This window comes from Flavobacterium sp. TN-1 (assembly GCF_052828645.1).
The window spans coordinates 3,434,569-3,454,819 of record NZ_CM128253.1 but is presented as its reverse complement, the minus strand read 5'-3'; the positions used below and the strand labels follow the sequence as shown (position 1 = coordinate 3,454,819).

At 41.1% G+C, this 20,251-nt stretch carries 28 protein-coding genes; 17 read left to right on the top strand and 11 right to left on the bottom strand.

What is annotated here, in order from left to right; all coding sequences use genetic code 11:
- Nucleotides 1–6: 6 nt before the first annotated feature.
- Entirely contained in the window at nt 7–306 is a 300-nt protein-coding gene (locus ACUXZJ_RS15625; protein WP_195157445.1) for a helix-turn-helix domain-containing protein, read from the bottom strand.
- A 204-nt stretch (nt 307–510) separates the two neighbouring features.
- Between ACUXZJ_RS15625 and ACUXZJ_RS15620 the strand changes: the two genes are divergently transcribed.
- The 17 genes from ACUXZJ_RS15620 to ACUXZJ_RS15540 all read left to right on the top strand — a co-directional run bounded on the left by ACUXZJ_RS15620 (nt 511) and on the right by ACUXZJ_RS15540 (nt 13,740).
- A complete protein-coding gene (locus ACUXZJ_RS15620) occupies nt 511–816 on the top strand; it encodes a DUF4134 domain-containing protein (protein WP_002979435.1) in 306 nt (101 codons plus the stop codon).
- A gap of 11 nt (nt 817–827) precedes the next feature.
- Complete coding sequence (locus tag ACUXZJ_RS15615; protein ID WP_195157444.1) at nt 828–1,160, top strand: DUF4133 domain-containing protein; 333 nt, start codon at nt 828–830, stop codon at nt 1,158–1,160.
- The gene (locus tag ACUXZJ_RS15610) at nt 1,157–3,661 is read left to right on the top strand and encodes a TraG family conjugative transposon ATPase (RefSeq protein WP_195157443.1); all 2,505 of its coding nucleotides are present in this window, start codon (nt 1,157–1,159) and stop codon (nt 3,659–3,661) included. Before ACUXZJ_RS15615 ends, ACUXZJ_RS15610 begins: the two co-directional genes overlap by 4 nt.
- A gap of 27 nt (nt 3,662–3,688) precedes the next feature.
- Entirely contained in the window at nt 3,689–4,321 is a 633-nt protein-coding gene (locus ACUXZJ_RS15605) for a DUF4141 domain-containing protein (protein ID WP_195157442.1), read from the top strand.
- Nucleotides 4,322–4,324: 3 nt separating this feature from the next.
- A complete protein-coding gene (gene traJ, locus ACUXZJ_RS15600) occupies nt 4,325–5,320 on the top strand; it encodes a conjugative transposon protein TraJ (protein ID WP_195157441.1) in 996 nt (331 codons plus the stop codon).
- A 20-nt stretch (nt 5,321–5,340) separates the two neighbouring features.
- Nucleotides 5,341–5,964, top strand: coding sequence for a conjugative transposon protein TraK (traK, locus tag ACUXZJ_RS15595; protein ID WP_195157440.1), 624 nt, complete (start codon nt 5,341–5,343; stop codon nt 5,962–5,964).
- 11 nt (nt 5,965–5,975) lie between these two features.
- A complete protein-coding gene (locus tag ACUXZJ_RS15590) occupies nt 5,976–6,404 on the top strand; it encodes a hypothetical protein (RefSeq protein WP_195157439.1) in 429 nt (142 codons plus the stop codon).
- 19 nt (nt 6,405–6,423) lie between these two features.
- Nucleotides 6,424–6,711, top strand: a complete 288-nt coding sequence (locus ACUXZJ_RS15585; RefSeq protein ID WP_195157438.1) for a nitrogen regulatory IIA protein — start codon at nt 6,424–6,426, stop codon at nt 6,709–6,711.
- Nucleotides 6,698–8,035, top strand: coding sequence for a conjugative transposon protein TraM (traM, locus tag ACUXZJ_RS15580; RefSeq protein WP_195157437.1), 1,338 nt, complete (start codon nt 6,698–6,700; stop codon nt 8,033–8,035). The genes ACUXZJ_RS15585 and traM overlap by 14 nt, the downstream gene beginning before the upstream one ends.
- Nucleotides 8,036–8,057: 22 nt before the next feature.
- Nucleotides 8,058–8,951: a conjugative transposon protein TraN gene (gene traN, locus ACUXZJ_RS15575; RefSeq protein ID WP_195157436.1), complete on the top strand. Its 894-nt coding sequence runs from the start codon at nt 8,058–8,060 to the stop codon at nt 8,949–8,951.
- A gap of 20 nt (nt 8,952–8,971) precedes the next feature.
- Nucleotides 8,972–9,532, top strand: coding sequence for a conjugal transfer protein TraO (locus ACUXZJ_RS15570; RefSeq protein WP_195157435.1), 561 nt, complete (start codon nt 8,972–8,974; stop codon nt 9,530–9,532).
- A gap of 11 nt (nt 9,533–9,543) precedes the next feature.
- Nucleotides 9,544–9,993, top strand: a complete 450-nt coding sequence (locus ACUXZJ_RS15565) for a DUF3872 domain-containing protein (RefSeq protein WP_195157434.1) — start codon at nt 9,544–9,546, stop codon at nt 9,991–9,993.
- Between the two features lie 452 nt (nt 9,994–10,445).
- On the top strand, nt 10,446–11,954 hold the full coding sequence (locus ACUXZJ_RS15560; RefSeq protein ID WP_195157433.1) for a hypothetical protein: 1,509 nt from the start codon (nt 10,446–10,448) through the stop codon (nt 11,952–11,954).
- Nucleotides 11,955–12,162: 208 nt separating this feature from the next.
- Nucleotides 12,163–12,474, top strand: coding sequence for a helix-turn-helix domain-containing protein (locus tag ACUXZJ_RS15555; protein WP_195157432.1), 312 nt, complete (start codon nt 12,163–12,165; stop codon nt 12,472–12,474).
- Nucleotides 12,455–12,748: a helix-turn-helix domain-containing protein gene (locus ACUXZJ_RS15550; RefSeq protein ID WP_195157431.1), complete on the top strand. Its 294-nt coding sequence runs from the start codon at nt 12,455–12,457 to the stop codon at nt 12,746–12,748. Before ACUXZJ_RS15555 ends, ACUXZJ_RS15550 begins: the two co-directional genes overlap by 20 nt.
- A gap of 277 nt (nt 12,749–13,025) precedes the next feature.
- Nucleotides 13,026–13,313, top strand: a complete 288-nt coding sequence (locus ACUXZJ_RS15545; protein ID WP_195157430.1) for a hypothetical protein — start codon at nt 13,026–13,028, stop codon at nt 13,311–13,313.
- The gene (locus ACUXZJ_RS15540; RefSeq protein WP_195157429.1) at nt 13,291–13,740 is read left to right on the top strand and encodes a response regulator; all 450 of its coding nucleotides are present in this window, start codon (nt 13,291–13,293) and stop codon (nt 13,738–13,740) included. Before ACUXZJ_RS15545 ends, ACUXZJ_RS15540 begins: the two co-directional genes overlap by 23 nt.
- Nucleotides 13,741–13,972: 232 nt before the next feature.
- Here ACUXZJ_RS15540 and ACUXZJ_RS15535 read toward each other — a convergent pair whose 3' ends face one another.
- The 10 genes from ACUXZJ_RS15535 to ACUXZJ_RS15490 are packed head-to-tail and all read right to left on the bottom strand — an operon-like array spanning nt 13,973 to nt 19,877.
- Nucleotides 13,973–14,779, bottom strand: a complete 807-nt coding sequence (locus ACUXZJ_RS15535) for a PRTRC system ThiF family protein (RefSeq protein ID WP_195157428.1) — start codon at nt 14,777–14,779, stop codon at nt 13,973–13,975.
- The gene (locus tag ACUXZJ_RS15530; RefSeq protein ID WP_195157427.1) at nt 14,779–15,501 is read right to left on the bottom strand and encodes a PRTRC system protein B; all 723 of its coding nucleotides are present in this window, start codon (nt 15,499–15,501) and stop codon (nt 14,779–14,781) included. The genes ACUXZJ_RS15535 and ACUXZJ_RS15530 overlap by 1 nt, the downstream gene beginning before the upstream one ends.
- Nucleotides 15,501–16,667 (bottom strand): hypothetical protein, encoded by a 1,167-nt coding sequence (locus tag ACUXZJ_RS15525; RefSeq protein WP_195157426.1) that lies wholly within the window; start codon nt 16,665–16,667, stop codon nt 15,501–15,503. Before ACUXZJ_RS15525 ends, ACUXZJ_RS15530 begins: the two co-directional genes overlap by 1 nt.
- A 17-nt stretch (nt 16,668–16,684) precedes the next feature.
- Nucleotides 16,685–16,903, bottom strand: a complete 219-nt coding sequence (locus tag ACUXZJ_RS15520; RefSeq protein ID WP_062696096.1) for a PRTRC system protein C — start codon at nt 16,901–16,903, stop codon at nt 16,685–16,687.
- A 24-nt stretch (nt 16,904–16,927) separates the two neighbouring features.
- Nucleotides 16,928–17,533, bottom strand: a complete 606-nt coding sequence (locus tag ACUXZJ_RS15515; RefSeq protein ID WP_195157425.1) for a PRTRC system protein E — start codon at nt 17,531–17,533, stop codon at nt 16,928–16,930.
- 12 nt (nt 17,534–17,545) lie between these two features.
- Nucleotides 17,546–17,740, bottom strand: a complete 195-nt coding sequence (locus ACUXZJ_RS15510; RefSeq protein WP_195157424.1) for a hypothetical protein — start codon at nt 17,738–17,740, stop codon at nt 17,546–17,548.
- Nucleotides 17,741–17,753: 13 nt separating this feature from the next.
- Entirely contained in the window at nt 17,754–18,092 is a 339-nt protein-coding gene (locus tag ACUXZJ_RS15505) for a molybdenum ABC transporter ATP-binding protein (RefSeq protein ID WP_195157423.1), read from the bottom strand.
- A gap of 25 nt (nt 18,093–18,117) precedes the next feature.
- Nucleotides 18,118–18,315, bottom strand: coding sequence for a DNA-binding protein (locus ACUXZJ_RS15500; protein ID WP_195157422.1), 198 nt, complete (start codon nt 18,313–18,315; stop codon nt 18,118–18,120).
- A 52-nt stretch (nt 18,316–18,367) separates the two neighbouring features.
- Nucleotides 18,368–19,441: a DUF932 domain-containing protein gene (locus ACUXZJ_RS15495; RefSeq protein WP_195157421.1), complete on the bottom strand. Its 1,074-nt coding sequence runs from the start codon at nt 19,439–19,441 to the stop codon at nt 18,368–18,370.
- A 43-nt stretch (nt 19,442–19,484) separates the two neighbouring features.
- On the bottom strand, nt 19,485–19,877 hold the full coding sequence (locus ACUXZJ_RS15490) for a single-stranded DNA-binding protein (protein ID WP_195157420.1): 393 nt from the start codon (nt 19,875–19,877) through the stop codon (nt 19,485–19,487).
- Nucleotides 19,878–20,251 lie beyond the last annotated feature (374 nt).

Below are 20,251 nucleotides of genomic sequence, written 5' to 3'. Positions count from 1 at the left end.
TCATATTTAATTAGTTTTTCTTACCTCCTGCTTCAACCTTTTTTGTGTCATTTTTAAGGCTTGTTCGGCTAATGGCTCGTTTTGCAATAACTCAATCATTTTATCAGAAAGCCACAAAACCAATAATTCGTTGATAGGAACATTCAAAAATTCTGCAAGCTTTTCTAAATGTTTTCTCGGTAACAACCTTTCCTCATTCTCTACCTTACTTATAAAAGCATTATCCAACTCCAAAGCTGCTCCAACTTCTCTAAGAAACAAACCCTTGCTTTCTCTCAATTCTTTTATGCGTTTCCCAAATGCCATTTTGAATTTTTAAGACTTGTCTAAATAGTTCAAATTTAAGAAAAAATAGTTTAATAAATACGGCTTTCAACTTTCCATTATGCCACTCACAGCCAAATACTTCCTTTGACTGCCACTTTGTTAGACCGCCTCAATTTCCATAACACCTTTGTCCCGAAGTCCGCAAGGTGCGGGATAACAATAACAAATTAATGTGTTTCAATTATGGAAAAACAAAGAAAAAAAGTATTGCTGGCAGCCGTGGCTATGCTGTCAGGAATTGGTGCGTTCGCACAGGGAAACGGCTCGGCAGGTATCAACGAGGCTACCCAAATGGTAACGTCCTATTTCGACCCCGCAACCCAATTAATTTACGCCATCGGTGCGGTCGTGGGCTTAATAGGGGGTGTTAAGGTGTACAACAAATTCAGTTCGGGCGACCCCGATACATCGAAGACTGCTGCAAGCTGGTTCGGAGCGTGTATTTTCTTAATCGTAGCAGCTACCATTCTGCGTTCATTCTTCCTTTAATCCTTTGTTTTATGAACAGTTACAACATAAACAAAGGCATCGGAAGAACGGTGGAATTTAAAGGTTTGAAAGCACAGTACCTTTTCATTTTCGCTGGCGGACTACTCGGTACGCTCATCTTCGTGATGATACTGTATATGGCAGGCGTAAACTCTTACATCTGCCTATTCCTCGGAGCCGGCGGTGCTTCGCTCATTGTGTGGCAAACCTTTTCACTCAACAGGAAGTATGGCGAACACGGATTGATGAAGATTGCTGCCAATAAAAGGCATCCCCGCTACATCATCTGCCGCAAGCCTATACACCGCTATCTGAAATTCACTCCTAAACAGAATGCCGTATGAGAAATGTAGCAAAGACCACAACGCTGGAAAACAAATTTCCTTTGTTGGCAGTAGAGAACAATTGCATCCTTTCCAAAGATGCAGACATTACCGCCTGCTTTGAAGTACGGTTGCCGGAACTGTTTACAGTAGCTTCTGCCGAATATGAAGCCATACATTCCGCTTGGCACAAGGCTATCAAGACATTGCCTGATTTTACGGTAATCCATAAACAGGATTGGTACATCAAAGAAAGCTATACACCTGATTTGGCAGAGGAAAACCAAAGTTTTTTGGCAAAGTCATACCAACGCCATTTTAATGAGCGACCGTTCCTAAATCATTATTGTTACCTATTCCTTACTAAGACCTCTAAGGAGAGAATGCGTATGCAAAGCAACTTCAGTTCGCTTTGCAAAGGTTCGCTGATACCAAAGGAAATTAGGAACAAGGAAACGATACACCGCTTTATGGAAGCGGTGGGGCAGTTTGAGCGTATCGTGAACGATAGCGGTTTTATAACCCTGCTACGCCTTACCGAAGACGACATCATCGGAACGGAAGAAAAGCAGGGAATACTGGAACAGTACCTAACACTATCGAGAGAAGCCGGAACACCGATGCAGGACATCGCACTCGGAACAGAAGAAGTGCGTATCGGGAACAAAAGGTTGAGCCTGCACACCTTGTCTGATACGGACGATTTGCCCGGAACGGTATCGGCAGATACCCGTTTTGAAAAGCTATCTACCGACCGGAGCGACTGCCGTCTGTCGTTCGCCGCACCTGTTGGCTTGTTGTTAAGCTGCAACCATATCTACAACCAATATTTGTTTTTGGATAACAGCGAAGACAACCTGCAAAAGTTTGAGAAGTCCGCAAGGAATATGCACTCGCTGGCAAGGTATAGCAGGGCTAACCAAATCAACAAAGAGTGGATAGAAAAGTACCTGAACGAAGCCCACAGCTTCGGGCTGTCTTCTATCCGTGCGCACTTCAACATTATGGCGTGGTCGGAAGACCCTGCGGAACTGAAACAGCTAAAGAATGATTGCGGTAGTGCGTTGGCACTGATGGAATGCAAGCCACGGCATAACACAACGGATGTAGCCACTTTGTACTGGGCAGGAATGCCCGGCAATGCGGGCGATTTTCCGAGTGAGGAAAGTTTTTACACTTTTATCGAACCTGCCTTGTGCTTCTTTACCGAAGAAACCAACTACCACAATTCGCCCTCGCCGTTCGGTATCAAGATGGCTGACAGGCTTACAGGAAAACCTATTCATTTGGATATTTCAGACCTGCCAATGAAGCGTGGGATTATAACGAACCGGAACAAGTTTATACTTGGTCCATCGGGAAGTGGAAAATCGTTCTTCACAAACCATATGGTAAGGCAGTATTACGAACAAGGCGCACACGTATTGCTGGTAGATACAGGAAATTCCTATCAAGGTTTGTGCGAACTCATCAAAGGGAAAACCAAAGGCGAAGACGGTGTTTATTTTACTTATACCGAAGACAACCCGATTGCCTTTAACCCATTCTATACTGATGACGGTGTATTTGATATTGAGAAGCGGGAAAGTATCAAGACCTTGATACTGACCTTATGGAAACGTGATGATGAACCGCCGACCCGTTCGGAAGAGGTCGCTCTTTCCAATGCCGTATCAGGATATATCGAACGTATTAAACAGGCAGATATTTACCCGTCATTCAACGGCTTCTATGAATATGTGCAGGGCGATTACCGCAAGGTACTCGAAGAAAAACAGGTAAGGGAAAAAGACTTTGACATAGCGAATTTTCTCAACGTTCTCGAACCCTATTACAAAGGCGGAGAATACGATTACCTGCTGAACTCCGATAAGCAGTTAGACCTGCTTTCCAAACGCTTTATCGTGTTTGAAATTGATGCGATTAAAGACCACAAAATCCTCTTTCCCATAGTGACCATCATCATTATGGAGGTTTTCATTAACAAGATGCGCCGACTGAAAGGTATTCGCAAACTCATCTTAATTGAAGAGGCTTGGAAAGCGATTGCCAAAGAGGGAATGGCGGAATACATAAAATATTTATTTAAAACCGTTCGCAAATTCTTCGGAGAAGCGATTGTCGTGACACAAGAAGTCGATGATATTATCCAGTCGCCCATAGTGAAAGAAAGTATCATCAATAACTCCGACTGTAAAATCCTCTTAGACCAACGCAAGTATATGAATAAGTTCGATGATATACAGGCGATGTTAGGGCTTACCGACAAAGAGAAAGGGCAGGTACTTTCTATCAATATGAACAACGATGCAAGCCGATTGTACAAAGAGGTTTGGATTGGCTTAGGTGGTACGCATTCGGCAGTCTATGCCACCGAAGTTAGTTTGGAGGAATATCTCGCCTACACGACCGAAGAAACCGAGAAAATGGAAGTGATGCAGCTTGCTGCGGAACTGGACGGTAATGTAGAACTCGCCATTAAGCATATCGCAATGCAACGGCGTGATAAATCAAATCAATAGTCATTAACATTTTAAAATTCAGAAACAATGAAAAAAGTATTGTATCTGGTGTGTACGGCACTAATGCTCGCCGTAGCACCGTCAGCAAAAGCCCAATGGGTAGTTACAGACCCTACAAACCTGGCTTCAGGTATTCTCAACTCTGCGAACGAAATCGTACAGACCTCATCTACGGTATCCAATGTTATCAAAAATTTCAAGGAAGTGGAAAAGGTATATAAACAAGGCAAAGAATATTATGACAAGTTGCAGGCAGTAAATAATCTTGTGAAAGATGCCCGTAAGGTGCAGCAAACCGTATTGCTCGTTGGAGATGTATCGGAAATGTACGTTACCAATTTTGGTAAGATGATGAATGACCCCAATTTCAAACCACAGGAATTGGTAGCAATTGGCAACGGCTATTCGGCATTGCTGAATGAAAGTACGGAGCTGCTGAAAGAATTGAAGCAGATAATAACGTCATCAAGTCTTTCCCTGAATGACAAAGAGCGTATGGAGATTATTGACCGTGTGTACAAAGAAGTTAAGGATTACCACAGCCTTGTTCGCTATTATACCAATAAGAATATTTCTGTCAGCTACCTAAGAGCGAAAAAGAAAAACGATGCCAAAAGAGTGCTTGAACTCTATGGAACTGCTAACCAAAAATACTGGTAAACTATGGAATGGGATAATCTTCACGAACTTCTGCGTTCGCTCTACGACGATATGATGCCACTTGCAGGCGATATGGCGGCAGTGGCTAAAGGTTTGGCGGGATTAGGTGCATTGTTCTATGTGGCATTAAAGGTTTGGCAGGCTTTAAGCCGTGCCGAACCTATTGATATGTTCCCTTTGCTGCGCCCGTTCGCTTTGGGGCTTTGTATAATGTTCTTCCCAACTATTGTTTTGGGAACCATCAATGCGGTACTAAGCCCGGTAGTAACCGGAACCCACGCCATACTCGAAGACCAGGTGCTTGACCTGAATAAGCTCCAACAGCAGAAAGACCAGTTGGAATACGAGGCAATGGTACGAAATCCCGAAACCGCCTATATGGTATCAGACGAAGAGTTTGATAAAAAACTGGACGAATTGGGCTGGTCGCCATCCGACATTGGTACAATGGCGGGAATGTATATGGACAGGCAAGCCTACAAGATAGAGAAAGCCATAAAGGATTGGTTTCGCAATTTGCTGGAAATACTTTTTCAGGCGGCTGCTTTGGTCATTGATACCATACGAACGTTTTTCCTGATAGTCCTCTCCATACTCGGACCAATAGCCTTTGCTATTTCCGTGTGGGACGGCTTTCAGAGTACGCTCACGCAATGGCTCACGAGGTACGTCAGTGTTTACCTCTGGCTTCCTGTTTCAGATTTGTTCAGTTCAATGCTGGCAAGAATACAATCCCTGATTATTGAAAGGGACATAGCAATGTTGTCAGACCCAACCTTTATACCTGATACTTCCAATACGGTGTACATCATTTTTATGATTATCGGCATTATCGGATACTTCACTATACCAACTGTTACTGGCTGGGTAATCCAAGCCGGAGGCGCAGGAAACTTTACCCGCAATGTAAACCAAGCTGCAATGAAAACCGGAAACATCGCCGGAGCCGGGGCAGGTTCAACCGTTGGAAATATTGGCGGCAGGCTGATGAATAAATAAAACAATTAATCATTAAAGAAATGGAATTTAAAACGCTAAGAAATATAGAAAACAGCTTTCGGCAGATACGTTTGTATGCCATTGTGTTTGCCGTTCTCTGCATTGGCGTGGTAGGATATGCTGTATGGCAGTCCTACCGCTTTGCAGAAGAACAACGCCAGAAAATCTATGTATTGGATAATGGCAAATCCCTGATGCTTGCCTTATCGCAAGATGCGAGCATCAACAGACCCGTAGAAGCAAGGGAACACGTAAGACGTTTTCACGAGCTTTTTTTCACGCTTGCACCCGACAAAAATGCTATTGAAAGCAATATGAGCAGGGCGTTCAACCTTGCCGACAAAAGTGCTTTTGATTACTACAAAGACTTGTCGGAAAAAGGTTATTACAGCCGTATCATTTCGGGGAACGTGCAGCAACGCATAGAGGTGGATAGTGTCGTGTGCAATTTCGACAACTACCCGTATGCAGTGCGCACCTATGCCAAACAATTTATCATCCGGTCAAGCAATGTAACCAGGCGTAACCTGATTACCTCCTGCTATCTCGTAAACTCCGTTCGCTCCGACAACAACCCGCAGGGCTTCAATATTGAAAAATTTGCAGTGATTGAAAACAGGGACATCGAAGTTATCGAACGCTAAAAAACAATCTTATGGAAGCATTATCAGATTTAAACACGTTTGCAAAAATCCTAACCGATAAAGGATACAATGGCTATTTCCATACGCAGGGTGCGTATGCGGGAAAGTTGAAAGAAAGTATCGGCGAATACCTCGAAAACTGCCAAAAAGGTACGGACAGTTTGCCTAAACAGGATTTGCTGCTGACAGGCTACCTGCAATGGTCGGGAGAAAACAAGCCAAGTGTAGAATGCAGTATGTGGGTAAAATACCTGAACGGCAAATTCTCACTCAACAGAATGGAGGTTTCTAAGAAAGACTGCTTTGGGCAACTGCTGAAAAAATCGGAACTGACAAACCTGTCTGTAATATCCGCACCTAAAGCGGTAGATGCAGTCGCTTTGGTTAATGATGAACAGAAGCAAAAAGCAGGTAAAAGCCCTAAACGTTTCAAGCTGTAACAACAGAAATAGTAAGGTTATGAAAAAACTAAGAGCAAATATGGACAGGTACTTTGACAAGCTGGACGAGCGTTGGCGTGCATTGCCCTTGCGCAAGCAGCACCAATACACGCTTTATTTTTTTGTGGGTTATCTGCTACTTACCGCAGGTGTCATTTGCAAAGTATGGTACGATACCTCAAAGTCCGGTAACGATATGGTCATCGAGCATATCGAAAACCCTATCCTTAAAAAAAGTGAAAGCCCTGCAAGATTGCAGGACACATTATCAACAATTCTAAAAGATAAGATTTATGAAAGAAAATGAGAACAAAAAGTCGGTTGTTCGGGTAACGGAGGGGAACCCGGCAGCAACCGCTGATGTACTGCAAGACGGTACACAGAACAAAGCCGAAAAACTCAAAAAGCCACTCATATTTGTTTTGATGGGTGTCGTGTTTCTCGGTTCTATGTACCTGATATTTAAACCGTCTTCCGATAAAAAGGAAATTGAAAATATCGGATTGAACGATGCAGTACCAGAGGCTACCGGAGCAGGAATGCCTGCCGACAAAGGCAAGGCGTATGAGCAGGAAATGCTCGAACGTAAAGAGCAGGAAAAGCGTAATGCTTTAACTACACTTTCAGACTATTGGAATACCGAAGACAAAAAAGAACCGATTGATGAACAACTTCCTGAAGAAGACGAAAGCAACAGCTATGGCGGTGGCAGAATTTCGGGAAGAAACGGCAATCCTGCATTGAGCAGTTACCGCAATGCACAAAGTACATTAGGTTCATTTTATCAGGATAACAATTCGGAAACAACAGAACTCCGTAAGCAACTGGACGAGCTGAAAGAAAAACTGGCTGAAAAAGATGTACCTAAATCTGTAACCGTTGATGACCAGCTTGCCCTAATGGAGAAATCCTACCAGATGGCGGCAAAGTATCTGCCAACAGGTACAAATTCAACAGAAGCCCCACCTGCTAAGGATGCAGGTACGGCTACCACAGGTTCAACTCAAAAGGAGCATTTTGTGGCATTCACGCCTACAAGAAAGAACACCGTTTCCGCTTTGTATCGTGAGCCTACGGACAGTGCCTTTGCAGCCGATTGGAGCCAAACCAAAAATCGTGGCTTTTATACTGCTGGTTCTGTTGAGCAGGTGGTACAACCGAAAAACAGTATTAAAGCCTGTGTACACGATGCCCAAACGGTCATTGGCGAAACGGGCGTAAGGCTGCGATTGTTAGAGCCTGCCCAAACGCCTCAACGTACCATTCCAAAAGGAACTATTGTAACAGCTAACGCTAAATTTCAGAATGGCAGGTTACAACTAAAAGTTACATCCATAGAACTGGAGGGTAACATCATTCCGGTTGATATTACTATTTACGATTTGGACGGACAGCAAGGTTTGTACGTTCCGTATTCGCCCGAAATGAACGCTCTTACTGAAATGGCGGGCAATATGAGCCAGACTTCGGGAACAAGCATAATGCTCACGCAGAATGCCGGACAACAGGTTGCTGCTGATTTAAGCCGTGGCGTGGTGCAGGGTATTTCGGGCTATTTCGCTAAAAAGGTACGCACACCCAAAGTTGCCCTAAAAGCGGGGCATCAGGTCTTCCTTGTATCTAAAAAATAATGTTGAACTCAAAAATAAAACAATGAAAAATCATTTAAAAACCTTTTGGGCATTTGCCCTGATACTCGGCTTTGCCGTACAGTCTTACGCACAGGATAGTGCAAGAACTAAACTTGCATTGGGCAAGATAGAACCGTATAAAATGGAAGTGACCTACGATAAAACTTCGCATCTGATTTTCCCCACCGCTATACGCTATGTGGATTTGGGTAGTGAATACCTGATTGCAGGGAAAGCGGAAGATGCGGAAAACGTGTTGCGTGTAAAAGCAGCGGTAAGGGATTTTGAACCCGAAACCAACTTTTCAGTCATTACCAATGACGGGCGTTTTTACAGCTTCAATGTGTATTACAGTTCCTATCCGGAGGCAATGAGCTATGACCTGCTCACGATGCAAAAGGCAGTAGATAAAGCCAACGGTAACGATGTGCTTTTTGAAGAATTGGGCAACAATTCGCCGTCATTGGCAGATTTGCTTTTGGAAACGATTTACAAGAAAGACAAACGTATTGTAAAGCATATCGGGGCTAAGAGTTTCGGTATTCAGTTTATCCTCAAAGGCATTTACATCCACAACGGCAAATACTATTTCCATACAGAATTGAGAAACCGTACCAATGTGCCATTTCAGATTGATTTTGTGAATTTCAAGGTAGTGGATAAAAAGGTAGCCAAACGTACCGTAGTACAGGAACGCCCGATGATACCGCTTAGGACTTACAAACCATTGGACGACATTGCCGGAAAAACAATCGAACAAAACGTGTTCCTGTTAGACCAATTTACCATTGCCGATGACAAGGTGCTGTTGATTGAGATTTTCGAGAAAAACGGTGGCAGGCATCAAACGCTTCAGGTTGAAAACTCCGATTTAATCAAGGCTCATTTGATTAACGATATGCACCTGAAATTTTAATAACCTTTTAAAGTAACTATATGAAAAAGTATATATATACCGTGATGCTCATCTTGATGGCCATCACGGTTACACAGGCACAAAGAATGCTCCCAAAACAGAAAGGATTGGAAATAAGTGCAGGCATACTATCCAATGATAAGATTGGTAATGATTATTACATCAGTGCAGCAATGACCGTAAACGGCAAAAATGGTAATTACCAGCTTTGGGCATTGGAATATAAGCACCAATACCACGACTATAAAGACCTCCGCATACCGCAGGAAACCTATACTGCCGAGGGCGGTTACAGTTTCTTCCTGTTGGGTGATGCCCGTAAGAACATCACGCTAAATTTAGGAATAACAGGCGTAGTCGGTTATGAAAGCATTAACCGGGGCGAAGCAATGTTGTATGACGGAGCGAAGATACTGAGCGAGGACAATTTTATCTACGGAGCTGGTGGACGGCTCACATTTGAAACGTATCTGTCCGACCGATTTGTATTAGTCCTGCAAGGACGCACAAAGGTTTTGTGGGGTACAGACTTAGAACAGTTCCGACCGTCCGCAGGTGTGGGATTAAGGTTTAACTTTTAAAACGTAAAAAAATGATAGCAATATTCAATAAATTCAGAATGGGATTACTGCCGATGTATGTATTGCTGGCAATCCTCACAGCTTCGGTTTCTTTGGTATCTTGTAGCAAAGACGATGAACTCGAAATACAGAACGATTTTCCATTCGAGGTAAACGTGATGCCAGTACCCAAAGATGTTGCCAACGGGCAGACGGTAGAAATACGCATAACCATACAGCGTACAGGGAATTACAGCAACACGCAGTATTTCCTCCGATACTTTCAATTTGACGGACAAGGCACATTGCAGTATTACGATGAACCACCGTATCTGCCCAATGACCTGTACCAATTACCAACAGAGCAGTTCCGTCTGTACTACACTTCAACATCTACCGTATCACAATCCTTTGAGGTTTGGATTTCGGACAGCTTCGGGAACGAAAAGCAGATAAGTTTTCAGTTTAACAGTAGCGATTAAAAGTAGTATGTCATTTCATAAAAACGGCTTACCAACCTGGTAAGCCGTTTTCTATCTGCAGCGTATGGCTTAGGAGTATTTTACTGGCTCATTAATATTTCTTAAATTTATACTTGTGAAATTAAAAATATGAGGATATGGTTGCATCATTGGTTATAGGGATAATATTCTTGGTTGCAGGCTTGGGACTTCGTTATTGGATTAACCGGAGAAAGTTTTACAGGCGCAGCCCTATGGGAGCAGAGGGTTTCTCATCTTATGAAAGTTCAGTTTTCATTAAATTGATTGAAAAGGTCGGCAAATGGGTAGCTTATGCACTGATTATATTCGGGCTATTGTCGTTATGGGTTTATTCCCGTGAGAAAAAGGAAAAATCATCCCCGAACACAGAAATACAAAATCCACGATAGTGGTGGTTGATTTTCTGTAAACAAATAAAACGACAATAATAAATGAACACAATTTTCCTGACACCTTATACATTAATTGAGAACACGGACTATCCAACTGATACCAAAATTGTTATTAGAGCATCGGACTTTGAAAATGTGTTATTTCAAGATGGAAGAATAACATTTAGCTTCATTAACTGTCGCTTTAAAAAATTAGAAATTGAGAATACTGATACAATTGAGTTTAAAGATATAATCATTCAGTTTATTAGCTGTTATATAAAAGAAATTACGGTTGAAAATATCATTACAACAAATCTTTCAATCTTCTTTGGAAGTTCAATACTACAAGGACGGATTAAAAACAGCAACTTATTAAGTGTAACAGTTAATAATTGCTTTTTGAACAATTCATTATTTCTACTTGATTTAAAGCGAGCCATAGTTTCTTATACCGAAGAAAATATATTTCCCAGCAGATGGAAAAGGTTACTTAAATCGGTCAATACTACACTTGAAAATTTACTCTTGGAAAAGCAGTCATTTTATATTTATGACTGTAAAGAAATAGTATTCAATTTCAATGAAAATTCAACGGATAAGATTGGACTTTACAAAAGACCACATTCTAATAACATCGAAAATAAAATTGGCTATTTTCTGAACGAAGCAGAAAAGAAAAATTTCAAAGTCAGTTTAAATATTCAATATTCTGCGGATAAAGAACATAAATTAACAAAAGTCATTAACGCTAAACTATTAGCATTATCTATAAGTGGATATTCAACCGGAGAAGTATTAGTTGAAAATTGCAAAATAGATAGTTGGTATATCAGAAACTTTTCCGCACAGTTAGGCAGTAATTTTTATGATATAAAACCATTTAGAAAAGAAACGGAAGAAACCAAATTAGAGATACATAAATCCAATCTTGATAAAGTTTGGTTTGACAACGTATCATTTGATGAATATTCAACTGTATCTCTTTACAGAAATAAATTTGGACAAACTACTTTAACTGCTTGTGATTTTCCAACCACATACAAGGGATTTGACAAAATACAAACTATTGAAAACATTCATTATCCAGATAAAAAGGATAATAATTATTTCAAGACACGATATGAAATTTTTGTTCAATTTAAAAAGCAACTTGAAGCATCAGGAAACTTCTACGAAGCTCAAAAATTTCAAGCTATATCTAACGAAGCCCTTAAAAACGTTGAGAATTTGCCGTACTGGGATAGACTAATCTTAAAAGTTAACAGCCTATCAAACAACCACGGATTATCAATAAAAGAACCGTTTATTTCAACAATAGTGATTTCAGTTCTCTTTTATGTTTTGTATTTATGGAGCTTGGGAAGAATTTTTAATTGCAATGATGTTGATTGGAATTTAATTGGTTATTACTTCTCATTTTTGGACATAACACATAGGTCAGACTTTTTGGTTAGCAAAACTGAACTCAATGGTTTTTCTCTGACTATTGACTATTTTAATAAAATCCTTGTTGGATTTTTAATCTACCAATTTATTGCCGCTTTCAGAAAATATGGAAAAAAGTAAAGCCCAAGTTTATAGCAAATTTTAGGAACATAATAATTGTAATGACGGTATTGAAAAAATCGGATAGCCCAAAAAGTTATCCGATTTTTTTGTTTAAGGCAAAAAGTAAACTGCCAAATGCTGCCTCTCAAAGCCAAACCCTACAACATTTCCCACCCCTGCAATAAGCCTTTATAAATTCGACTTCCACAGAAAAATTGAGCAGACTATGGAAGTTATCGCAATACAGAAATCCGCATTGGACGGAATGAAAAATGAGCTAAGGGAACTTTTGGAAATGACCGAAAATGCGGTGCGGAAATATACCCCGATTTTCAAAGAAGAAAAGTGGCTCGATAACCAGGAAGTTTGTTTGATGATGAACATAACCAAACGGACTTTGCAGACCTACAAAGACAAAGGCTTACTGCCTTATTCTAAACTGAACCGGAAGAATTATTACAAACTCTCGGACGTACAGGCTTTACTCGAAGCCGGACAGCCGTACAATACCAATGACAATGGATTTACTGACAAATGAAGCCGAAGAAATCATCGAGCAGCAGCAGATGATAGCGCAGTTAAAAAGTCGTATTGAAGATATACTGAAGAATTACCGCCCTGTAATGAACGGCGAAATATATTTATCAGGAGAAGATGTTTGCAGCCTGTTACACATCAGCAAACGGACTTTACAGCAGTACAGGGATGATAACGTTCTTCCTTTTATACAAATTGGAGGTAAGATAATATACAAGGAAACCGATATTATGACTGCATTGGAGCAAAATTACATTTCTCATAAAATAGTTTGACTGTAACCTTTTTTGTCCCAATATGTTTTCATATAGGAACGAGTTTAGTATCTTTGTTGCAGAAAATATAGAAAATACTTAAAGTGTTTTTGCTTTAAGTCCCACATTGAAAACTGGTAATTTTTAGACAACGGGACAGATAAGTAAGAACGCTCACGTCAAAGGCGTGGGCGCTCGCTTATTCGTTGTCGGGTATACCAGTACCTCAATGTGCGGTAAGTGTAGTTGCCTGCGCTCTTTTTTTGTGCCGGCTTCCACAACCTAAAACATTAAGGCTATGGAGCATATTTTTTACCCCGATTTTGACCATCCAGCATCCCAACTTTCAGCATTCTCGCTCTGCATAGATGTTTTTATCATATCCTTAAAAAATGGCGAAATCGTACGTTTTAAACCTAATGATATAGGTCATTTTAAAAAATGGCTTTACACATTTAAGGTTCGGGATATTGCATTGGACGATGGCATATCTTCTGTTAATATCAAGCCTGATTTATCTAAACCTCTCGGCAATTTTTTTAATCTTACCAAACGAAATAAAAATGAGCGAAGAAAAAATAATTAAGACAGCATTTATAGATGACCACGACTTGCTAAGAAAGGGTATCTGTGATTTTCTGCGGGATGATAATACTTTTGAAATCATATTTGAAGCAGAAAACGGCAAAGTAGCATTGGAAAAGATGGAACAGAGTGAAGTTGTTCCCGATGTGATGATTGTTGATATTAGTATGCCAGTGATGAATGGCTTTGAAACCGCTAAAGCATTACTTGAAAAATATCCGCAAACGAATATCCTGGCATTTAGTGTAAACGACGGGGTACAGGATGTTGTAAAGATGCTCAATTGCGGAGCGAAAGGATATATATTGAAAGGCGCAGACCCCGAAGAACTCAAAAAAGCAATTAAGGTATTATATGAGGGTGGGCGATATTTCAGCGCAGGCATTTGCGAAATTGCAAAAGAGTACTATAAACAGTTTCCGCAATAACAGGTTTCTTTGTTACTTTCTTTTTCGCCAACTCACGAAAGAAAGTAAGTCCCTCAAAACAAAAAATGGGATAATGAATATCCCACGCAATAATGTCGCAACCTGTTTGGTAAAATGTAAGGAAAGGGAATTGTGTAGCGGTACATTTTGACAAAGGGGTTGCACCGATTTGATGCAAAAAGACTGCCCGACCATCGGGAGGATCTGTCTTTTTGCCGCCCGATTTTTCGGGTCAGGCGACTTTTATCGGGTGTGTGCGGAAATCTTTCAGATTGTGAAAAAATCCCTTGTATTCGGTCATTCCCTTGCGGAATAAGTTCCACAATAAGGAGCAACCCATTTGAGTTAAAGAGGAATTGATAAACAAATCTTGGTGTTCCAACGCTTCGGCAAGTGAGCAACTTGGCGTATTATCCTCTTGTTCGGATTGCTTCAGCAATTCGCCAAATTCATCGGTAACAAATGGCAGACTTGCCACCGTTTCGTATTTTTCTGAATTGGGTTGCTTTATCTCTCCGATAGTAGATAGTAGCACTTGCCCTGTATCTTGGCTGTTGCCAAAATCCAACCAATATTTTGGCTCATCTTGGTAATGTCTGCGGTAGCTTAGTTCTTTCAGAATTTCAGCAACGCCAAACCTCGCCTGTACGTTATCCACACAAGTAATGGTAATGATTGCCCTTGCTTCTTCGGGTGGTCTGCCAAAATTATCCTTTTCAAATTTTACTGTTTTGGCTTTCCAATTTGTACCTGCCCAACGGTTGCAACGATTGATTAAAGCAACGGATTTGTATAATCCTGTTTCACTTTCTGCAAAACGCTGTCTGCCTAAATTGGCACTTGTGATAACATCATCATCCCAAAGGCGGACTTGGAACCCTGCGTGTCCCAATGCTATCAAGCTCTCGTTTATTTCCATTAAAGCAGTCAATACTTTTGAGCCTGTGCCACCTGCTCCGATAAGGTTTACCGAAATTGGGTTTGTCGGATTGAGCAGATAATTGTCTGTAAAATGGATTGCTGTTTTTGCTGTGTTCATCACAATAGATTTTTAAGGGTTTTATTATTCTTTTTTAATACTTCTTTCGGAAAAGGTTTATCTGTGCCGATAAGGTCTTTCCAAAGGTTTACAATGTTTTTTTTCGTCAGGTTCTCGCATAGTGAATGGCTGAAATAGGAATTGAAAAAATAATGTTCCCACGCCTGTATAAATTCCTCAACCGAAGCCGAATTTTTAATGTCAATACTAACAGTACCCATACATACATTGCCCTTTTCGTAGATATTGAAGAAAGGAACGTAATGCAATGGCGTTTTCTCGGTGGGTCTTCTGTCGTTTGCCAAAGCAAATACAGTCAGACTGCTTTTACTCGCTAACCAAAGCATTGCAGGTACTTGTGCCATTCCGTTGGGAATGTCCAAACCGTCCACAAAATACAGTTGCCTTTGCTGTGTTTTGGTGTACCATAGCACAGTGCCTTTATCAAGGCTCGGATTGATATGCAGAACATTGGTAGGCAAAATTCCTTTTGACTTTAAAAAGGTGGTGTTCTTTTCTTCATCGGTCTGTAAACATTTTGCCAAAACATTAGCTTCTTTTACGGTCAATGGGTGGGCATTGATAGGGTTGCCGTCCTTATCCATATCGAAATGCTCTACATAGGTTTCTTTCTCCGTGCTGTTGGTTTCGTAAAAAACCAATGCTGACTTAGGAAAATAAAGCGTTCCGAAATTTGCTGTTATGTCGGTTGCATTATTCATTATTCTGTGGTTTTATAGTTATTCAATAGGTATGAAAGGTCGTCCAGTATTTCAAACAGTCGGTTCTCAAAATCAAGGTTTCCAACCGATATTTTACTTCCGTCAAAGACTTTACTAATGGTCGGTTCTTCCATTACTCCGTACTCGTTAAACTCGTTGTTGATACTGTCTTTAACGCTTTCATACAACCAACCTTTGGTGTCTGCGATAAAGGAAATATACTTTTCCATTCCGATGACTTCGTTTTCGCAATCATCGTTATAGGGGTCTTGTTCGGGCATTGGTGCGTTTCGGAAAATACTTGCTGTCGGGTATTCCTTGTAAAGAGCAAAGGCATTACAAGCCACGTTCCAACATTCTTTGTCGAATGTATCACGGCTTTTAAAACGGCTTAAACGCTGTTCAAATACCGTTAGATTGATACGGTTGTATAACTTCTGCTCAATCCTGTCGCCCACGGTTTCCGCTTTTCTCAATGCACTTTTATAACTTTCGGTATCTTCTGTTTCATCGTCCTGTTCTACCCAATCTTTATGCGTTTCATACAGCCAATACAAATAGCTGTCTTCCTGTCTGTAATAAGGTATTTGAGCAATATGGTACAGATAACTGCAAACCGAAGTCAGTAAATGTGCGGTGTGCTTCCGCTGTTTGTCGTGCAACATTTCAAAGAGTGGAACAATGGGAATGTAAAAGAGCGTTGTACCTGTGTCGTATCTTTCCTCACTCGTTAAAAAGGTTTTCTTACTGTCCTGTATCAATTTAAAACCGCCCCAATTTCTAAGGCTTCGTTTCATTTGGGTATCCATATCCCACATAGCCAATACCATATTGTAGGGATAGCCGTAATCCTTTCGGGTCTGCATTGGCTCAATGCTGTAATGCTCGGTAAGATTGGAAAGGGAATTATAAAAATCCCTTTCCGTTTTCTGACAAGCCTGTACAGATTGTGCTGTTTTCAGTTTAGGCAGAAATGTACACTTTAGAATACCATTGGTAGCATTGCTATCGGTACGGATTTCTGTTTGTCTTTTTGCACTTGGTCTGCGTCCTTTGGTCTTTGCATCCATTGTGCAAACTCGCCCAACTGTCTGTGTAACCGCTGTTGTCGTTGCTGTTCGGGTATGCTGATTGTTCCCGATATGATGTTGCGTTGCATAGTTCATTGCTTTTGATTTTTGGTTTAACCTTTCGTACCCATTACGCTTTCAAATCTGTATTCGACTGCATCATCTTTTATCTTCGGTGCTGATACCTTTGCAGTTGTCAAAATCGGGTACATATTGGCGTAAAAATTCATTACTGCTTCCACGCTCCAACGTGTTTCGGGGTCGGTCAATGTGATGTCCTGTCCTTTATCTTTGAGTATAAAAACTCTCGGTAATACGGTTGCTAATAACATAACTTTTCTTTTTTGGGATTAACACTATTCTTCTTCTTCGCTTATTTCATCTATGGGATAATCGGCAGTAGCTTCTTCCGTTTGTGGCGGTTCCGCTGTTGGTTCTTCCATTGCTCCGAAAAGGCTCGGTGTTCCGAACTTGTCGGATAAGGTGGATTTGCGTTTGCGTATCTCGTCCGCTTTTTCGGGAAACTCGGTAATGTCGGGTACTTTCATCCACGCTTCACGGAATTTGCCCTCTTTCTCCAACTCGTCCACCTTTGCCATACCGTCTTTGTATTTCTTGTCTTTGGCTTCTTTTTCCTTTTTGGCTTTCTCGGCTTTCTGCTTCTCCATTTCGGATTGCATTTTGACTGCTTCCATTTGCTTCATAAAGGCTTCCATATCCACCATTAAACCCGAAACGGTTTGTATAGGTGCGGTTATCTGCTGAAAAAATCCCTCGTCAAACTCTTGGGGCGTGGCGTTAAATGTCAATGGGGGAATGAGGTTTTTGGCACTATCTCCGCATTGTTTATTGTTGAGAATAACCGATACAATTAGGTTATTTTCTACTCCCTTAGAAATGTTCAGTTGTAATACTCCTGTAAAATCCAACTGCTGTATTTGATTGAAAAAATTTGTGTTCATTGCTCTTAAATTTTAATGTGTTGCTACTTGTTCTTTGATTGCTGTCAGTTTCTCGTACATATCCGTCCAATAGGCTTTTTGCCTTTTGTCAAACTCCGAAAAACCTTTGTCCTTGTGCCTGTATTCCTTGTAATCTGCCGTTATTCTTATGGCTTCGTCAAGGTCTGTTACTTCAATTTGGCAACCGTTTAAATCTGTGATGTACATTGCTATCGGTTTTTTAATTTGTGATTTCTGCTATCTTGTCAATCCTGCCATAAATGAAACTGCGTAGGCTCGTTTTATCGGGGGCGTTGTATTCGTGCCAACTGTCGTACTGCTTCACTACATAGGTTTTTAAAATATCCTCAAACCCAAACCGATAACCCATTAAGGGAACTGCTCTGTTAAAAAAGGCGTTACGGTTTACGGCTTCTGCAAGCCAATTTTTTTCTGCTCTGCTCAATCTCTCGCCCTTGTTCAGTTTTTCCCTTAACTGATAGACTTTTGAGGTTTTCAGCGTTGTCAATTCGGGTACATCGTGGCTGACAAATTTTGTGGCTATTGCTTTCGTTTCCATTGTATCTGCTTTTAATGGTTGTGCGTTAATCTTCTGCGGTGTAAACCCCATTTACATAGTAGCCGTGCGACTTTTCCCAAAGGCGTATTAAGCCGTCCGTATCTATATAGAAATGCTCTGTACGATTGCAGTAAATAATAAATACACTTTCGTCCTTATGCTTCTTTTCAAGGCTCTTGGCTTTCGCCAGACTTTTTGCTTCCTCTATTGTTGTCGCTTTCATAATTTTTGTTTTTAGTAGGCTACCACCGATTAAGGCGGTAGCCTGTTGTTATTTAATTAAGGTTTAAAATTTCAGCACCGTCCAAAGCAAATGCGGTACACAATTCAAATGCTTTCTGTGATTTGAGTTGAGCTGTTCCACCTAATACAATGGATTGTAATTTGGCTTCGTTGTCCTTGTAACTGCGTACATTTTGGAAGTAGCCTGTAACAGCGTTGTACGCTCCGAACAAAGTGCCTTTTGTCGTGTCCATTTGTTGGGTGTCGCTTGTCATTGCGTATGCAAATGCGTTCTCAACGGTGTTTTTGAACATTGTGGACATTTCATCTTCCGCACCTTTTTTGATAAGGTCAAGCGTTTCCTTATTTGGGCAAAGTGCCAACTGTATCAGTTTTCTAACCTCTTTGTCTGTTGCTCTTACCTTTGTCCAATTGTTGAAAATGCCCTGTAATTGGTCGCTCAATGTGTTCGCCAATCCCATAATCTTGTGAGCGTTCTCGATACGTTGTTTTGCTCCCGAAGTGTGCTTAATACGGACTACATTGGTCATACTGCGTAATGAAGCGTTAAGGGTATTTTGGCAAACGATACGGATAGGTGTAAACGCTGCCGTAATACTTCCGCTACCATCGTGCGAAGTGGTAAGGAAAATGTATTTTTCCGTTACATCATCGCCATTGCCTACACGGATATAGTCGGGCAATTTTGCTGTGATAAAAATGCGTTCTCCGTTGCCCAATGCCCCTGCGGTTTCGTATAGAATACCCTCGCCACCACCTACGATAGCATCAAAGAAATTAAAGGCTTCACGATTTTGTACGATATGGTAATCTTTACCCACTACGCCCAGTACAGCATTGTTATCGGTGCGTATGTTGGCGAAATAGTTAGGTACTGCTAATTCGTTACTGCCTATCTCTATGCCGTTGGCGGTTTCGATAATACCCGAACCTTTGGTAAATAGTGGGGATTTCACTACCTCGTAATCTAACCCTGCGTGTTTGATTGCTTCCTCGCTTGTTGGGTATTGCTCTACGATTTGCCCCAAACCGTGCCACGCTTTTTGCTCTACTGAAAAGAAACTGTACTTTCCTGTTTTCTCATTGAAATTGATATTATGTGCCATTTTGATAAAATTTTGATGTTAAAAAATTGATTGAATTGTTGTTTTAGAATGGTAGGTCGTCTTCTGTTCCCTCTGTTGTAAATCCGTTGCTTTCAGATTGTGCAGTAGCCTGTACGGTTTCGGCTCTCCTGCCTCCTGCAAGCGGTTTGAAGTCTGAGGTATGGAAGTTTAAACCTGCCTTTGCTTCTCCGTCTTTCCCTATCCAGGCTCTTGTGCTTACCCTGCCAGTCAGTTCTACCAATAGACCTTTAGTGAGTATCTTAACTGCGTTCGGGGTTCTCCAATATGAGCAGTCGAAATAGGCGGTTTGCTCCACTCGCTCGCCCTGTTTGGTTTTGTAGCTGTCGTTTACCGCTACTGAAAAGTTTACTACCTGTTTGCCGTTTGACGTTGTGCGTACTTCCGCATCCCTTGTCAGTCTTCCTGTGATGTTCATAATCGTACTGTTTTAAAAGTTTTACATTTTGTTACGTTCGCTTTTCTCGTTTCCTGCTTCCTGTTGCGGTTTGCTCCGCTTCGCTTCGCATAATTTTTTCCAAAAGAAAAACCGGAAAAAAGAAAGCAGATAATCCAAGCGGGCTAAGCGGAAAACCAAAAGGAAACGGAATAAGTCCCGGAGGGTGGCAAGGCAACACACTACAACTCGGCGAAGCCATCATTTTGCCTTGCCATTATGCCGTAGTCTTTTGGTTGGGGAGGTGCGGTGGCAGCCCGCTATAACTTAGCTGCCTTTTTACCGGTTGATTGTGGAAATATTCTGTTTTAATTCTTATGGCATTAATGACCAGGCTATGATAGCCTGAAACAGAG

Coding starts and splice junctions, on each gene's coding strand:
- ACUXZJ_RS15525 (WP_195157426.1), bottom strand. CDS start 16,667: ATGAACTATGCAACGCAACATCATATCGGGAACAATCAGCATACCCGA.
- ACUXZJ_RS15605 (WP_195157442.1), top strand. CDS start 3,689: ATGAAAAAAGTATTGTATCTGGTGTGTACGGCACTAATGCTCGCCGTA.
- ACUXZJ_RS15590 (WP_195157439.1), top strand. CDS start 5,976: ATGGAAGCATTATCAGATTTAAACACGTTTGCAAAAATCCTAACCGAT.
- ACUXZJ_RS15495 (WP_195157421.1), bottom strand. CDS start 19,441: ATGGCACATAATATCAATTTCAATGAGAAAACAGGAAAGTACAGTTTC.
- traJ (WP_195157441.1), top strand. CDS start 4,325: ATGGAATGGGATAATCTTCACGAACTTCTGCGTTCGCTCTACGACGAT.
- ACUXZJ_RS15565 (WP_195157434.1), top strand. CDS start 9,544: ATGATAGCAATATTCAATAAATTCAGAATGGGATTACTGCCGATGTAT.
- ACUXZJ_RS15585 (WP_195157438.1), top strand. CDS start 6,424: ATGAAAAAACTAAGAGCAAATATGGACAGGTACTTTGACAAGCTGGAC.
- ACUXZJ_RS15615 (WP_195157444.1), top strand. CDS start 828: ATGAACAGTTACAACATAAACAAAGGCATCGGAAGAACGGTGGAATTT.
- ACUXZJ_RS15625 (WP_195157445.1), bottom strand. CDS start 306: ATGGCATTTGGGAAACGCATAAAAGAATTGAGAGAAAGCAAGGGTTTG.
- ACUXZJ_RS15560 (WP_195157433.1), top strand. CDS start 10,446: ATGAACACAATTTTCCTGACACCTTATACATTAATTGAGAACACGGAC.
- ACUXZJ_RS15515 (WP_195157425.1), bottom strand. CDS start 17,533: ATGAACACAAATTTTTTCAATCAAATACAGCAGTTGGATTTTACAGGA.
- ACUXZJ_RS15550 (WP_195157431.1), top strand. CDS start 12,455: ATGGATTTACTGACAAATGAAGCCGAAGAAATCATCGAGCAGCAGCAG.
- ACUXZJ_RS15555 (WP_195157432.1), top strand. CDS start 12,163: ATGGAAGTTATCGCAATACAGAAATCCGCATTGGACGGAATGAAAAAT.
- ACUXZJ_RS15535 (WP_195157428.1), bottom strand. CDS start 14,779: ATGAACACAGCAAAAACAGCAATCCATTTTACAGACAATTATCTGCTC.
- ACUXZJ_RS15520 (WP_062696096.1), bottom strand. CDS start 16,903: ATGTTATTAGCAACCGTATTACCGAGAGTTTTTATACTCAAAGATAAA.
- ACUXZJ_RS15545 (WP_195157430.1), top strand. CDS start 13,026: ATGGAGCATATTTTTTACCCCGATTTTGACCATCCAGCATCCCAACTT.
- traK (WP_195157440.1), top strand. CDS start 5,341: ATGGAATTTAAAACGCTAAGAAATATAGAAAACAGCTTTCGGCAGATA.
- ACUXZJ_RS15540 (WP_195157429.1), top strand. CDS start 13,291: ATGAGCGAAGAAAAAATAATTAAGACAGCATTTATAGATGACCACGAC.
- ACUXZJ_RS15490 (WP_195157420.1), bottom strand. CDS start 19,877: ATGAACATCACAGGAAGACTGACAAGGGATGCGGAAGTACGCACAACG.
- ACUXZJ_RS15570 (WP_195157435.1), top strand. CDS start 8,972: ATGAAAAAGTATATATATACCGTGATGCTCATCTTGATGGCCATCACG.
- ACUXZJ_RS15500 (WP_195157422.1), bottom strand. CDS start 18,315: ATGAAAGCGACAACAATAGAGGAAGCAAAAAGTCTGGCGAAAGCCAAG.
- traM (WP_195157437.1), top strand. CDS start 6,698: ATGAAAGAAAATGAGAACAAAAAGTCGGTTGTTCGGGTAACGGAGGGG.
- ACUXZJ_RS15510 (WP_195157424.1), bottom strand. CDS start 17,740: ATGTACATCACAGATTTAAACGGTTGCCAAATTGAAGTAACAGACCTT.
- ACUXZJ_RS15620 (WP_002979435.1), top strand. CDS start 511: ATGGAAAAACAAAGAAAAAAAGTATTGCTGGCAGCCGTGGCTATGCTG.
- traN (WP_195157436.1), top strand. CDS start 8,058: ATGAAAAATCATTTAAAAACCTTTTGGGCATTTGCCCTGATACTCGGC.
- ACUXZJ_RS15505 (WP_195157423.1), bottom strand. CDS start 18,092: ATGGAAACGAAAGCAATAGCCACAAAATTTGTCAGCCACGATGTACCC.
- ACUXZJ_RS15530 (WP_195157427.1), bottom strand. CDS start 15,501: ATGAATAATGCAACCGACATAACAGCAAATTTCGGAACGCTTTATTTT.
- ACUXZJ_RS15610 (WP_195157443.1), top strand. CDS start 1,157: ATGAGAAATGTAGCAAAGACCACAACGCTGGAAAACAAATTTCCTTTG.